Raw genomic sequence first — 13,097 nt, 5'->3', positions numbered from 1 at the left:
GCGCGACGCTGCCGGCCAGTTAGCGCGCGACGCTGCTAGCCGATCAGTGCACGGACGCCGTTCATGTACAGCTGGCGGTCGACGTTACCGAGCAGGATCCGCTGCAGGATGTAGCCCTGGACCAGGCCGAAGAAGGCGGCGCCGATGCCCTGCGGGTCGGCGTCGGGCGGGAGCTGCCCGGCCTCCTGGGCGCGCTCGGCGGTGCGCACCGCCCGGTCCCGGACCCGGCCGTAGACCTCCGCGACCAGCGCGCCGACCTCGGGATCGTGCACCGCCTCGCCCCACACCTGCACGGCGATGCGGATCGTGCCGTCCTCGACCGCGGCGGCGTCGATCAACTCGAGCAGCCGCTCCAGGATCTCCGGGATGGTCGGCATCGGGTCGAGCACGAGCAGCCCGTCGAGCACCCCGGTGACCGCGGTGATCTTCTCCCCGGCGATCGCCGTGATCAGCTCGTTCTTACTCTTGAAATACCGGTAGAACGCACCGACCGACAGCCCGGCCTCCTTGATCACGTCCTGCATGGACGTCTGATGGAACCCGTTGCGCACGAAACACCGCGCGGCGGCGTCGAGGATCTGCTGGCGGCGGGCGGCGAGATGGGCTTCGGAGACGCGAGGCACCTGGAAACCTTAATCATTGGGTACGGCCACTCGAAGCACCCTGGCCACCCCGCGAGGCAGACGGCCCGTCCGGCCCGCCAAGGCGTCTCACGGGCGAGGCGGTCCGGCGCCGAGGATTGCCCCCGATTAGAACGTGTTCTAGTGTCAGCCCATGGAGTCCGCCGTGGTGACCGCCCGTGACCTGGCCCGCCGATCCCAGGCCGCGGCCGGGGTGAAGGACCGCGCGACCTGGCTCGGCCTGTTCGCCGACGACGCCGTGGTGGAGGACCCGATCGGCCCGTCGCCACTATGCCCGGACGGCCTCGGGCATCGCGGCACCGAGGCCATCGCCGGCTTCTACGACACCGTGATCGGCCAGGTCGAGCGGATGCGTTTCGAGATCGAGCGCTCCTACCTGTGCGGCGACGAGGTGGCCGACGTCGGAACGATCCACATCACCATGGCCGGCGGCCACACCGTCCAGGTGCACGGCGTCTTCACCTACCGCAGCGACGGCGCCGGCCGCCTGGTCGCTCTGCGCGCCTTCTGGGAGTTCGACAGCATCGTCGCGTGATTGCGGGCGATCACTAGGGTCGTCGAAGTGACTTCGCGACTCCCCCGGGTGCTCCTGATCATCGTCATCTGCGTGTTCGGGGTCTGCGGGCTGCCGTCCGCCCTGTTCTTCACGGCGATGGCCGTCATGGCGGACGGCCCGGTGCCGGCCCAGATCCTCGTGTTCGGGGTGCCGGCGCTGATCGCGTACCCGATCGCGGTCTGGTTGTGCGTCCGAGCCGGACGTGCCCGCAGCACCGGCCGCGCCTGGCTGGCCGCCACGCTCGGGATGGGGCTCGTCATCGGCAGTTCGCTGCTACCGGTGATGATCATCGGTTCGGCTCTCGCCGAGGAGTGGAAGGAGACCCGGCCCGGCGGCCGCGGTCATGTGGGATCCGCCGGGCCGCACCTCAGAGGGCCGTCAGGAGTGCGCTGACGAGCAGGCTGCCGATGTTGTGGTAGCCGTCGGAGATGGCCGCGTAGAGCAGCGGGCGCGGGAAGTTCGCGATGTCGACCGTGTTGGCGGTCAGGTAGCCGACGCCCACGATCCACCCGAGCAGTAGGTGCCAGGAGGTGTCACCTACCACCGGCAGACTCTGCAGACATGCCGAAGACCTCTGCCCGCCTGCTGGCCCTGCTGTCGCTGCTCCAGGCCCGCCGCGACTGGCCCGGCACCCTGCTGGCCGACCGGCTCGGGATCAGCCTGCGCACCGTTCGCCGTGACGTGGATCGGCTGCGTGAGCTCGGCTATCCGATCGCCGCGATGAAGGGCCCGGACGGCGGCTACCGGCTGGGCGCGGGCGCCGACCTGCCGCCGCTGCTCTTCGACGACGAGCAGGCCGTCGCCCTGGCCATCGCGCTGCAGATCGCGGCGACGACCCCGGGCAACACGACAGGCGAGGCCGCGGCGCGGGCGTTGCACACGGTGCGGCAGGTGATGCCGTCCCGCTTACGACATCAGATCGATGCGGTACGGGTGACCGCCGCCGACCGGCCGACCGAGCAGCCGTCACCCGACGTACTGGTGGCGATCAGTGCCGCGGTCCACGCGCGGGCCGTGCTCCGCTTCGACTACCGCGACGACATCCGCCGCACCGAGCCACACCATCTGGTGACCCGGGGCGGCCGCTGGTATCTGATCGCCTGGGACCTCGACCGCGGCGGCTGGCGGACGTTCCGCGCCGACCGGCTCACCCCGCGCACCCCGAACGGCCCGCGCTTCAGCCCGCGCGAGCTGCCCGGAGGCGACGTGGCCGGATACCTGACGGGCGTCTTCCGCGGCGCGGTCGACGCGTCCGGCGACTGGCCGTGCCGGGGCACCGTCGTCCTGGACCGGCCGGCCGCGTCGGTGGCCCCGTTCGCCGGTGACGCGATCGTCGAGGAGTGGGGCGACGACCGCTGCCGCCTGACCCTGGGCTCCTGGTCGTGGACCGGTCTGGCCGCCGCCGTGGCCAGGTTCGACGCCGATTTCCAGGTGGTCACCCCACCCGAGCTGGCCGAGGCCGTGCACCGGCTGGGCGAACGGCTACGACGAGGCGGCGGCCCGCCCGTACGCGCGTAGTTCACTGATCCGCTCGGCCGGGACCGGCCGGGAGTACAGATACCCCTGGCCGTACTCGTAGCCGAGCCCCCGCAGCAGGTCGCGCTGCTCCGCGGTCTCGATCCCCTCAGCCACCGAGCCGAACTCCAGCGCGGCCGCCATCTGGCTGACCGCGGTGGCGACCGCCGCCTGCCGACTGACCGTGGTGATCGACTCGACGAACGAGCGGTCCAGTTTCAGGGAGTTGACCGGACACGTGAGCAGCAGGCCCAGCGACGAGGCGGCGGTGCCGAAGTCGTCCAGCGCCAGTTTCACCCCGAGCCCGCGCAACGCGATCATCGTGGCGTGCGACTGCTCGTCGTCCAGGACGGCGGTCTCGGTGACCTCGATGACCAGGCTGCCCGCGGGCAACCCGGTCTCGGCCAGGGCGGCCGCCACGTCGGCGACCAGGTTGGGGTCGCGCAGCTGCGGCCCGGCCACGTTGACGCCGACCTGGAGCGGGGCCTCGCCCGGGAACGCGGCCAGCCAGGCGGCGCCCTGCCGGCACGCCTGCCGCAGCACCCACCGCCCGATCGCCACGATCTGCCCGGTGCGTTCGGCGATCGGGATGAACTCGATCGGCGGCACCAGTCCCCGGACCGGGTGGTTCCAGCGGATCAGCGACTCGACACCCATCAGCCGGCCGTCGGACAGCCGCACGATCGGCTGGTAGAGCAGGCTGAACTCGTCCCGTTCGACGGCCTGGTCGAGCTCGCGGATCAGGACCGCCTCGGCGCTGATCCGGGCGCCCATCTCGTCGGTGTAGGCGATCCACTGGCCCTTGCCGCGGCGTTTCGCCTCGTACATCGCGATGTCGGCGTTGGCCAGCAGGGTGGACGGGTCCTCGCCGGGGCGGGCTTCGGTCAGGCCGATGCTGGCCCGGGTGGTCATGGTGTGCTGGAGCAGCACGATCGGCTCGGCGAGCAGGCGCAGGATCTCACCGGCGACCATTCGGGCGCCGTCCGGGCCGGTGCCCGGCAGCAGGAGCGCGAACTCGTCGCCGCCGAGCCGGCACACCACCGCGTCGTCGCCCGCCGCGTCGCGCAGCCGGGACGCGACGACCTTCAGCAGCGAGTCGCCGGCCGCGTGACCCATCGTGTCGTTGACCGTCTTGAAGTCGTCCAGGTCGATGAGCAGCAGCGACGAGTCGGTGGTCAGCAGGCGGGCGGTCTCGGCGCTGAAGTGGGTGCGGTTCGCCAGCCCGGTCAGCCCGTCGAAGAGGGCCTGGTCACGCAGTTCGCCGAGGGCCACGTCGAGCCGGCCGATCAGGTTCATGTTGTCGTGGAAGGCGACCAGTTGCCGGCCCGCGACCAGGAACGTGATCACCACGACGCCGATGGTCGCGCCGACCAGCTGCGACGACGCGGCGTGCGGGAGTACCTGGAAGAACACCACGAAGGTGACGGCGATCATCCCGTACGGCAGGAGGCTGTAGGGGCGGCGCTTGGCGGTGTAGCGCGGGTCCCCGACGCGCAGCACGATGACCTGGATCCACGGGCCGACGGCGATCAGGACGCTCGGCAGCAGGCGGATCGCGTAGACGTACGCATGGTCAAGGGTTTGGAAGTCGCCCGGCAGCAACGTGCTGACGCCCTGGACCATCGCGGCGGAGACCATCGGCCAGGCCGCCATCCGCGCCATCGGCGGGTGGCGGATGAGCGCGACCTTGGTCGCGGAGAACGTCGCGACCAGGACCAGCGCCGCCGTGACGCTCGCGTTGACCCGGTCGGTGCCGCCGTCGAGCGGGTTGAACGCGAAACACCAGGCGACCACGCCCCCGCCGACCAGCACGGTGGTGGCGTCCAGCCAGAAGACGAACCGTTCCCGGGCGGTCCGCAGACCCTGCGGGAAGATCAGGCAGGCGATCACGTTGCTGCTCATGCCGATGGCGAAGAAGACCGTCTGCACGGTTCCTCCGGTGAGCGACGGCTCACCGGGCCGGATCAAGACCTGGAGGGCATGGTACGTGTCACCCAGCGTGAACGAGGCTCCGGCGAAAGCGATCATCGACCAGAAGCGGCGGTAGCGCTCGTGGGCGAGCCGCCGCAGTCGCCATCCGCCGAGCGCGAGGGCCGCGTCGAGGGGCACCTGCACCAGCCAGAAGACCTGGACCTGCCGCATCGGTTGCCCGCTGAGCAGGAAGAACAGCACGCACCCGAGGAGGGTGAACCCGATCAGCCCGCGCAGCACCGGATCGCGGCGCAGGTGGTCGACCGGCCGCACAGCCGGTTGCGTGTCGGTCAACGGTCATCCCTTCCCTGGCGCTTCACCGCTGTATCGGACAGCCGCAGCCGGATCCGAGAAGTCCGAAGGTAAACACCTGATCAACCGTCCCGGCCGGGACACCCGGGCCGAATCATGAACGCAAAGTGACGCAGAGTGCATCCGACGAATGTCCACAATGGCTGCGGCCCGCCACCCCCGATCGGGGTGACGGGCCGCGATGCTTCGGAGGCGGATTGTCAGGGACGCATCTCGTAGGCGCCGACCAGGGCGAGGACCTGCTGCCAGACGGCGTCGTCACGGGACTCGTCGGCGACCGGGCGGCGGATCGTGGCGAGCGCCCATGCGGCCTGCTCCGGGGTGGTGGCGGTCTTGCCGTGCAGCTCGGTCAGGTAGCCGGAGAAGTCCCGGACCAGGATCGCGAAGATCTCGTCGAGCAGCGCCTCGTCGACGCCACCCTTCTCCAGGATCAGCTGTCCGTAGACGATCAGCGCGAACAGGTGCCCGACCGACAGCAGGAAGTCGAGGTCCTTCTGCTGCTCCTCGGTCGGGGCGTGCTTACGCAGCAGGTCGCAGAACGCGTCGGCCTGCTCCCGGAAGCGGGCGACGTTCGGCAGCGCGGCGTGCGCGTCGTAGGCGGTCCGCCAGTCGTGGAACCGGATCGCGCCGAGCCCGCGCGCCGGGCCCTGCCGGAACAGGAACTCGTCGTCGGCCGGGTCCTGCCGGGTCGGTACCGGCGCGTACTCGTCGGTGGGATGGAACAGGTAGTTCGGCATGAACTTCAAGATCAGAGCAAGGTTCACGTGTACGGTGCCCTCGAGCTTGGGCAGGCCGCGGATGTCCATGGCGGCCTTGTCGAAGTAGGTGTCCGCCTCGAAGCCCTTGGCCGCGATCACGTCCCACATCAGGTCGACGACCTTCTCGCCCTCGGTGGTGACCTTCATCTTCGTCATCGGGTTGAACAGCAGATAACGACGGTCGTCGGGCCCCGCGCTGCGGAAGTAGTCGACGGCGCGGTCGCTGAACAGCTTCATGGCGACGAGTCGGGCGTATGCGTCGGTCAGCTCCCGCCGCACATGCGGGAACGCGGTGACCGGCTTGCCGTACAGAATGCGCTGGTGGGCATGGGTGACGGCCTCGTACATGGCGTGTTCGCAGATGCCGATCGCGGCCGTACACAGGTTGAACTTGCCGACGTTGACCGTGTTGAGCGCGGCGTCGAAGGCGGCCTTGCCGGTGTGCAGGACGTCCTGCTCGCGCACCGGATAGTCGGTGAGCTCGAACGTGCTCACGTACATCTGCTTGTTCACGACGTTCTTGATCAGGTGGTAGTTCTCGTGCCTGCTGTCGGCGGCGAAGAACACGTAGCCGTCCGGGCCCTCGACGTCGGAGCGGCGGCCGAACACCGAGACCAGCCCGGCCACGTTGCCGTTGCCGATGTAGTACTTGGTACCGCCGGCGGTGAACCCGCCGTCACCGGTCGGCGTGAGGATCATGTCGGTGGCGTAGATGTCGGCGCCGTGGCTGCGCTCGGACAGCGCGAACGCCATCACGTGACCCTCGTCGAGCAGGTCGGCGGCCCGCTGCCGCTGGAGTGTGTTCGCGCTCTGCCACACCGGGCCGAGACCGAGAACGGTCACCTGCCACGTGTACCAGTAGTCGAGTCCGTAGAAGCCGAGGATCTCGCTGAGCGCGGCGTTACGGGCGGTGTCCCAGCGCTTGTCGCCACCACCGTCGGCGGCCGGTGTCAGGAACGTGGCGAACAGTCCCTCCTTCGCCGAGAAGGCCAGGAAGTCGTCGTACCAGGCCCGGTCGATGTAGCTCTTGACCAGCGCGTTCTTTCCCCGCTCCTCGAAGAAGCCGACGAGTGCCCGCAGCAGTCGGCGGCTCTCCGGGTCGAGGTGCGCGGGGTCGTAGGTGTTCGGATTGAAGAGCACGGAGCGTTCCTCTCAGAGTGCGCGGAGCGTGTCGAGGACGTCGTCGAGCCAGTCGAGCAGCATCCGCTCGTAGGCGATGCCGCCACGCAGCACCACGTGCTGGAGGCGCTCACCGACGTCCAGGTGTTCAAGATCGGGGAAGTCCCGTTTCTCGCCGTTCATGTACGTGAAGAGCAGCGACTCGTGCTCGGCCCGGTAGCGTTCGACCTCGCCGATCAGCGCGGCCCGCCCGGCGTCGTCGGTGAAGGCGGCGCCACGTATCTTCACGGCCAGTTCGTGCCGCACCGCCTCCGGCTGCACCGGCGCCCGCAGCCAAGCGATGAGCGCCGCCCGCCCGTCGTCCGCCACCGAGAAGCTGCGCTTGTCGGGCCTGCCGTCCTGGCCGATCTCCTCGGCGACCAGCCAGCCGTCCGCCTCCATGCGCCTCAGAACGCGGTAGATCTGCTGGTGGGTGGCCGTCCAGAACCGGCCGATCGACCGCTCGAACCGCCGGGCCAGCTCGTAGCCCGACCCGGGCTGCTCCAGCAGAGAGACCAGGATCGCGTGCTCCAGCGCCATGACCGCATCATCCTATGCACTTCGTTGCTGTGCAACTAGTTGCATAACGGCTAGGATCTTCTTCGATGTCCGGACCGTTGCTGCGCCGGGCCCGCGGCGGCGCGCTCGCCGGCGGGCTCGTCCTGCTGCTCGGCTCGACCGGCTTCGTCCTGCTGCGCTACCGGGTCTACGCGATCCCGACCGCCTCGATGGCCCCGCTGATCACACCCGGTGACCGGGTCGTGGTGGACACCTGGTCCCAGGATGCCGCCCGCGGTGACATCGTGCTGCTGGACGGCGAAAGTCTGCTGGTCAAACGGGTCGCCGCGATCGGCGGCGACACCATCACCTGCTGTGACGAGACGTCGCGGATCATCACCGGGTCGTCGGTGGTCGGCGCCCCTCCCTCGGCGATCGGCGCGGGGCCGACGGTGGTCGGCGTCGGGACAACCCCTTTCGCGGTACGGGTGAGCGACGGCCGCCTGTTCGTCCTCGGTGACAATCCGGCCGTCTCGCTCGACTCGCGGGCCGCCGCGAGCACCCCGTCGGACACCGACGGCGACGGCACCGTGCCGGCCGACCTGGTTCGCGGCCGGGTGGTGGCCGTCGCCACGAATCCGCTTCCCGACCGCGCGGCTGCCGCCCTGACCCGAACCGCCGTCGCCTTCATCGCCTCGATAGCCCTGTTGATCATCGCCGCCCTGCTCAGCGCACTCGCGAAACTCCGGTCGCCCCGCCCCTGATCGTGCGGGCGCCTCAACCTCTGCCGCTGGACGCGCCGGAACCGCTGACCTCGGCCGCCAGGTGGCTGCCGCGGACCGTGCCGGCCCGGATGAAGACCTGCCCCGCCTTGACGCCGTTTCCGGAGAACGCCGGCAGCCAGATGTTCAGCGGCAGCCAGGTCGGGATCAGGTCGGCGGTGATCTCCACCGGGAGCAGCGGGACGTCCAGGTAGGGAACGGTGATGAGACCGCCCAGGTGGGTGGCGTAGATGTCCACGTCGTCGATGTCCAGGTCGATGCCGAGCCGCAGGTCGGGGCCGGGGTCGCCGGTCAGGATCCGGTAGTTGTCGGCCTTCAGGTTGTCGGCGTGGAAGACGAGTGCCTTCACGGTGCCACTGTCGGTGGGCAGTTCCACGGTCCCGCGGAAGGTGAAACCGGTCGCCAGGAGCCTGTCCGCGCTGACCGCCGGGACGTTCTCGCCGTACTTGATCGCGGTGATCCGGCCGGGGTTCGTCATCCGTGGCGCCACGGTCATCCCGGCGCTCGGCGAAGCGGACGCGGATACCGACGGCGAGGTGCCGGGGCCGGGCTCGCCGCTCCCACTCGGCACCGGCGTACCGGTGGTGTCTCCACCGCTCGGAGCCGGAGTCGGTGATGGTGTCGGGGCCGGGCTGCCGGAATTCGGCGGGCCGGCTGAGGGGTTCGTGGACGGGTTCGGGCAGGCCGGCCAGAGCCATTCCGGAATCCACCACGGCCGAGTCGCGCCCGGCACCGGAACGCATGTCGACACCGTTGCGGGCGCCGCCTCAGCGGGCGCGGCCTCCGCGGGCGGCGGGCGATGGGCGGCCACCGCGGTGACCAGTCCGGCGGCGACCGCGACCGGCAGCATGACTACCAGGCTCCGCCATCTGACCCGCCGAGGTGCACCGCCCGCCACCGACGCAACCGCCCCTTCCACAGCGTCAGCCGAACCCGCCTCGGGCGGTGCGGAGGCTCGAAGCCCGGCCCGCCCGGCTTCCGGAAGCGGCCCGCTCTCCCGATCGTCCGGCACTCCCCCGCCACCGCGACCACCCGGTGTTCCGGCGTCGGCTCGGCCGGCCGGCGCTCCCCCGCCATCGCGAACGTCCAGCCTTCCGGCGGCGTCGACCGGTGGGATCAGTTCCGTCTCGTCGTCGCCTGGGTCGGTCGGTGGGCGCGGGTCGGTTCGCCAGCCGAAGGCCATCGCCGAGCCGACCAGGGCCAGCAGCGCCCCGATGCCGCCGCCGCCCAGGTTGCTGGTGACCACCGAGACGAGGGCGCAGATCGAGGCGACCACCGCGACGAACGCGCGCTGGGCCGGAGCGAACCAGAAGAACAGCCCGGCCGCGATCAGGATCGAACCGATCGCCACCCCGGACACCGCCGCCATCCCCACGTGGATCATGACGGGCAGCGGCGCCATCGGCAACAACAGGATGATCAGGCCGCCCAGGTCGGCGGCCACCCCACCCCAGAACGGGCGGGTCCGGCGCCAATGGCGGAAACCCGCCCGGCCCGGAACCCGCTCGTCCAGCTCGGCGCTCAGCTCACGCAGCCGGCTCAGAAGCATTCGTGCACACCGGCGGTGACACTGACCTCCAGGTCACCGGCGAGTTCGAGGGTCCCGCCGTTGGCCGACCAGGCGGTGCTCTCCACATCCGACGTCTTGATCGTCCCGGCCTGCACCCCGAACCGGCCGGGCGGCCCGCTGACCCCCTTCACCCGGTCCAGCGTGGACGCGTCGCGACCGGCCTCCACCTCGGTGATCACGCCGTCACCCCCGAACAGCGCGTCGGCGTCGGCCACCACGTTCGTCCCGGTGATCGCCTCGGTGCGGCCGCCCAGCACCTTCAGCGAGATCTTGCCGACCACCGGTACGTCCACGACCGCCGACGTGCACACGTCGCGCAGCGAGGCCCGGCCCACTCCGGCGAGCATCACCGGATGATGGGTGCCGTCCACACTTCGCGCGGTGTCCAGGTAAGCGGCTACGTCCGTACCCTCGACGCTTGCGGCTTTGACTTTGAATTGCTGCCCGGAGACGCCGAATGAGGCGGCGAGGGCCCCTTCGGCGATGCCGACGGTGACGCCGCCGAGCACGGCCAGTGAGGGAAGCAGCAGCAGGCAGGCCCGGCCCCAGGAGGTACGGCCTTCGTCAGCTCTCATCGGTGTTCGCTATCTCCCGTCGGCGGTGAGGGGGTTGCGCCGCCGCGACAGCCGCCGGCGCAGGTCGTTGAGGTAGTAGTCCTTCACCAGGTCACGCACCCTGCCCGGCAGGCGTGGGTAGATCAGCTTCGTCACGCCGAAGAAGCCGTCGAACATCCGCTGCTCCCGGGGCGACCAGGGGTAGCCGAACTGCGCCCGGATCGGCTCCGGCAGCAGGCCGACGGTGACCAGCCGGTTCAGCGGTTTCGCCGGGCGCATGACGAGCGGGATGTTCTTCGGGCGCATCAGTGCGGCCGCGATCTCCCGGCCCTCGTCGCTGACCCGCAGCGTGTGGATCATGCGGTCCCAGTAGGCGTCGAAGGTGGCGCGGTCGGCCGGCCACGCGTCCGCCGGACAGCCGATCGACGTGGCGAGCACGCTGTACTGCCGGAAGCACTCGTCCAACTCGGCCGGTGACAGAGGGCCGAAGACCCGCTGGTAGATCAGGACCGCGGTGTCGTAGAGGGTGGCATTGACCCAGACCTGCAGGTCGGGGTCGTCGGCGTAGTAGCCCGGCCCGGTCACCTTGCGGTGCATCGCGACGACGGCCCGACTGATCGCCGCACCCTCCTCGACGGTGCCGAAGAGCACGCCGAACACGTAGCTCATCGTGGTGCGCAGCCGGTCGAGCGGACGCTCGGCGAAGTTGCTGTGGTCGTAGACGCCCTGAGCGACGCCCGGATGTGCGATCTGGAGCAGTGTGGCCCGCCCGCCCCCGGCGAGCAGGAGCCCTTCGCGGGCCACGCGCCGAATGACCGCGCTGTCGTCGAAGAGACCTTCATCCATTCCAAGAATGTAAACCACGATTAACTTCTGATGAAAGGCGTACAGCTCATGCCGTGTTATTCATAGTCTGAGGAACGTCTTGGGATTAACTTAGTCGGCTGCGACCCCTGTCCCGTCGCGGTCCCACCGAGCGAGGCAGCCGGACCCGGCCCGGCGCCCTGAGCCGCACGCCTCACGGGCGTCCAGTTCCCACGCCCACCGAGCCGTTCGCTCCGACGGCTCGCCACCGCCCCATTGCATCCACTCCGGTCACCTCATCGATCGCCGATGGCCGATCAGCCGGCACCGACGCCATGTCGGGTGACCGGCGCGCCGATCACCCGTGCGCTGAGGTCTGGTCGAGCGGGATCGCGACCGTCTCGATCCAGGACGGTGGCGGCTCGGCGCCCTCGCCGACCACACCGGCGATCACCCGCACGTTGCCGGGCCGGCCATCCGGCCACGGGGTGTAACCGTCGGTCAGGACGATGATGATGTGCGGCCGCTCCTGAGCACGTAGTGCCTGATCGATGCCGACCCGCATGTCGGTCCCGCCGCCACCGGCCAGCACCACGTCGCCGACCGTGTTGACCCGGCGGACCTCGTGCACGTCGGCGTCACACGCCAGGACGGTCACCCGGTTACGCCCGATCCCGACGGCCCGGAGCACACCGGCGACCTCGCCGAGGACGGCCCGCAACTCGTCGCCGCCCATCGAACCCGACGTGTCGACCACGACGGCCACCCGAGGCATCGGGCGGCGCAGACTCGGGAAGACCACCCGCGGTACGGCCGCCCCGCGCCGCGACGGCCGCGAATAGGTGTAGTCGACCGCCCCGGAAGCCCAGGACGCGGCCTCCCGGACGGCCCCGGTGAGGGCTCGCCGCCAGTCGACGGTGGGTTCCAGGATCTCGTCGGCCCAGCGCCGCCAGCCGGCCGGGATCCGCCCGCGCGACCGGGCGTGGTTGCGCATGTCGTCGGCGGTCTGGCGGCGGATGGCGGCGGCCTCGACCGGACTGACCCGGGCCGCGTCGGAGATCTCCCACGGCATCGACCGGCCATGCGCGCCGGAACCGCACTCCGGATGGTGCGGGGTGGCCGGAATGCCGGGCAGATACTGCTCGAACATCTGCCCGTCCGGCAACCCGAACATGGCCGGCCGCAACGCATTCGACGGCAGCGACGAGATGTCGTCGTTGATCTCGCAGTCCTGAGCGATGTTGACCCGATGATGATCGTGTCGCATCTCCGGCGCCACCAGCGCCGACCGCCCGTGGTGATCCCGCAGCAGGTGGGCGACCTCGTGCACCCAGACAGCGGCCAGCTCATGCACGGGCGTGCCGTCGACGAACCCCGGGTTGACGTAGCACCGCCAGTGCCGATCAACCCCCATGGTCGGCACGTCGTGGCTGGGCACCACGGTCAGGCTGTACAGCGCCGACGCCAGGTACGGCTGGGCGCCGGCCGCTTTCAACCGCGCGGCCAGCAGCTTCGTCCGATCCAGAGCCCGAGCGGCATCAGCCCGCCGCTCCCGGCCGGCCACCGTCCCGTCGTCACCGGCCCGACCCTCACCGCCGGCCGACTCAGCCTCACCGCCGGCCGACTCAGCCTCACCACCGGTCGACTCAGATCCGCCGTCAACGGCCTGCTCCTCGCCGACAGCCTGTGGAAAGCCGCCGGCAGCGACCTCCTCCCGGCCAAACCCCGGCGGGGAGCCGCCAGCACTCCCCCACGCCCCACCGGCCGCTGGATCGGCGCTGGTCTGAACCGAACGCTGCGACGGAGTCGGGTGAACGGCAGGCACCACCGGGACTGAAGCAAACGGGCCGGAAGCGGGCACGTCGGACCCTGGCGCACCGGAAGCGGACGGGGCGGACGCCACCGGACCGGAAACAGGCAGGTCGGATGCTGACGGACCGCGAGCGGCCGGGACCGAGGTCACCGGGCCGGGAGCGGG

At 70.4% G+C, this 13,097-nt stretch carries 13 protein-coding genes; 4 read left to right on the top strand and 9 right to left on the bottom strand.

Annotation, left to right across the window (positions count from 1 at the left end; all coding sequences use genetic code 11):
- Window positions 1-35: 35 nt before the first annotated feature.
- Complete coding sequence (locus Q0Z83_RS06265; RefSeq protein ID WP_317792836.1) at window positions 36-623, bottom strand: TetR/AcrR family transcriptional regulator; 588 nt, start codon at window positions 621-623, stop codon at window positions 36-38.
- 151 nt (window positions 624-774) lie between these two features.
- Here Q0Z83_RS06265 and Q0Z83_RS06260 point away from each other — a divergent pair, with 151 nt between their 5' ends.
- Both Q0Z83_RS06260 and Q0Z83_RS06255 read left to right on the top strand, forming a co-directional pair.
- Window positions 775-1,176 carry a nuclear transport factor 2 family protein gene (locus Q0Z83_RS06260; RefSeq protein ID WP_317792835.1) on the top strand — a complete coding sequence of 134 codons (402 nt, stop codon included), beginning with the start codon at window positions 775-777 and terminating at the stop codon, window positions 1,174-1,176.
- 27 nt (window positions 1,177-1,203) lie between these two features.
- Complete coding sequence (locus Q0Z83_RS06255) at window positions 1,204-1,590, top strand: hypothetical protein (RefSeq protein ID WP_317792834.1); 387 nt, start codon at window positions 1,204-1,206, stop codon at window positions 1,588-1,590.
- Here the strand turns inward: Q0Z83_RS06255 and Q0Z83_RS06250 are convergent.
- On the bottom strand, window positions 1,565-1,741 hold the full coding sequence (locus Q0Z83_RS06250) for a hypothetical protein (RefSeq protein ID WP_317792833.1): 177 nt from the start codon (window positions 1,739-1,741) through the stop codon (window positions 1,565-1,567). The genes Q0Z83_RS06255 and Q0Z83_RS06250 overlap by 26 nt on opposite strands.
- Before the next feature lie 17 nt (window positions 1,742-1,758).
- Between Q0Z83_RS06250 and Q0Z83_RS06245 the strand changes: the two genes are divergently transcribed.
- Window positions 1,759-2,715: a helix-turn-helix transcriptional regulator gene (locus Q0Z83_RS06245; RefSeq protein ID WP_317792832.1), complete on the top strand. Its 957-nt coding sequence runs from the start codon at window positions 1,759-1,761 to the stop codon at window positions 2,713-2,715.
- Here Q0Z83_RS06245 and Q0Z83_RS06240 read toward each other — a convergent pair.
- The 3 genes from Q0Z83_RS06240 to Q0Z83_RS06230 all read right to left on the bottom strand — a co-directional run bounded on the left by Q0Z83_RS06240 (window position 2,680) and on the right by Q0Z83_RS06230 (window position 7,451).
- The gene (locus tag Q0Z83_RS06240) at window positions 2,680-4,977 is read right to left on the bottom strand and encodes a putative bifunctional diguanylate cyclase/phosphodiesterase (protein WP_317792831.1); all 2,298 of its coding nucleotides are present in this window, start codon (window positions 4,975-4,977) and stop codon (window positions 2,680-2,682) included. The two genes, Q0Z83_RS06245 and Q0Z83_RS06240, sit on opposite strands and share 36 nt — an antisense overlap.
- A 218-nt stretch (window positions 4,978-5,195) precedes the next feature.
- Window positions 5,196-6,893, bottom strand: a complete 1,698-nt coding sequence (locus Q0Z83_RS06235) for an acyl-CoA dehydrogenase family protein (RefSeq protein ID WP_317792830.1) — start codon at window positions 6,891-6,893, stop codon at window positions 5,196-5,198.
- A 12-nt stretch (window positions 6,894-6,905) separates the two neighbouring features.
- Window positions 6,906-7,451: a PadR family transcriptional regulator gene (locus tag Q0Z83_RS06230; protein ID WP_317792829.1), complete on the bottom strand. Its 546-nt coding sequence runs from the start codon at window positions 7,449-7,451 to the stop codon at window positions 6,906-6,908.
- Window positions 7,452-7,516: 65 nt separating this feature from the next.
- Here Q0Z83_RS06230 and lepB point away from each other — a divergent pair, with 65 nt between their 5' ends.
- Window positions 7,517-8,173, top strand: a complete 657-nt coding sequence (gene lepB, locus Q0Z83_RS06225; RefSeq protein ID WP_317792828.1) for a signal peptidase I — start codon at window positions 7,517-7,519, stop codon at window positions 8,171-8,173.
- Between the two features lie 13 nt (window positions 8,174-8,186).
- On the opposite strand, the gene Q0Z83_RS06220 is transcribed toward lepB, so the two are convergent.
- From Q0Z83_RS06220 to Q0Z83_RS06205, 4 genes are all read right to left on the bottom strand, one after another.
- Window positions 8,187-9,740: a DUF6114 domain-containing protein gene (locus tag Q0Z83_RS06220; protein ID WP_317792827.1), complete on the bottom strand. Its 1,554-nt coding sequence runs from the start codon at window positions 9,738-9,740 to the stop codon at window positions 8,187-8,189.
- Window positions 9,731-10,336, bottom strand: coding sequence for a DUF6230 family protein (locus Q0Z83_RS06215; RefSeq protein WP_317792826.1), 606 nt, complete (start codon window positions 10,334-10,336; stop codon window positions 9,731-9,733). The genes Q0Z83_RS06220 and Q0Z83_RS06215 overlap by 10 nt, the downstream gene beginning before the upstream one ends.
- A 9-nt stretch (window positions 10,337-10,345) precedes the next feature.
- Window positions 10,346-11,161, bottom strand: coding sequence for an oxygenase MpaB family protein (locus Q0Z83_RS06210; RefSeq protein ID WP_317792825.1), 816 nt, complete (start codon window positions 11,159-11,161; stop codon window positions 10,346-10,348).
- A gap of 316 nt (window positions 11,162-11,477) precedes the next feature.
- Window positions 11,478-12,683: a vWA domain-containing protein gene (locus Q0Z83_RS06205; RefSeq protein WP_317792824.1), complete on the bottom strand. Its 1,206-nt coding sequence runs from the start codon at window positions 12,681-12,683 to the stop codon at window positions 11,478-11,480.
- Between the last annotated feature and the right edge of the window lie 414 nt (window positions 12,684-13,097).

It is taken from the genome of Actinoplanes sichuanensis, from assembly GCF_033097365.1.
Classification (GTDB): domain Bacteria; phylum Actinomycetota; class Actinomycetes; order Mycobacteriales; family Micromonosporaceae; genus Actinoplanes; species Actinoplanes sichuanensis.
The sequence above is the reverse complement of the archived record's forward strand: the minus strand, read 5'-3'. Positions and strand labels throughout refer to the sequence as shown.

Coding starts and splice junctions, on each gene's coding strand:
- Q0Z83_RS06245 (WP_317792832.1), top strand. CDS start 1,759: ATGCCGAAGACCTCTGCCCGCCTGCTGGCCCTGCTGTCGCTGCTCCAG.
- Q0Z83_RS06230 (WP_317792829.1), bottom strand. CDS start 7,451: ATGGCGCTGGAGCACGCGATCCTGGTCTCTCTGCTGGAGCAGCCCGGG.
- Q0Z83_RS06260 (WP_317792835.1), top strand. CDS start 775: ATGGAGTCCGCCGTGGTGACCGCCCGTGACCTGGCCCGCCGATCCCAG.
- Q0Z83_RS06220 (WP_317792827.1), bottom strand. CDS start 9,740: ATGCTTCTGAGCCGGCTGCGTGAGCTGAGCGCCGAGCTGGACGAGCGG.
- Q0Z83_RS06210 (WP_317792825.1), bottom strand. CDS start 11,161: ATGGATGAAGGTCTCTTCGACGACAGCGCGGTCATTCGGCGCGTGGCC.
- Q0Z83_RS06215 (WP_317792826.1), bottom strand. CDS start 10,336: ATGAGAGCTGACGAAGGCCGTACCTCCTGGGGCCGGGCCTGCCTGCTG.
- lepB (WP_317792828.1), top strand. CDS start 7,517: ATGTCCGGACCGTTGCTGCGCCGGGCCCGCGGCGGCGCGCTCGCCGGC.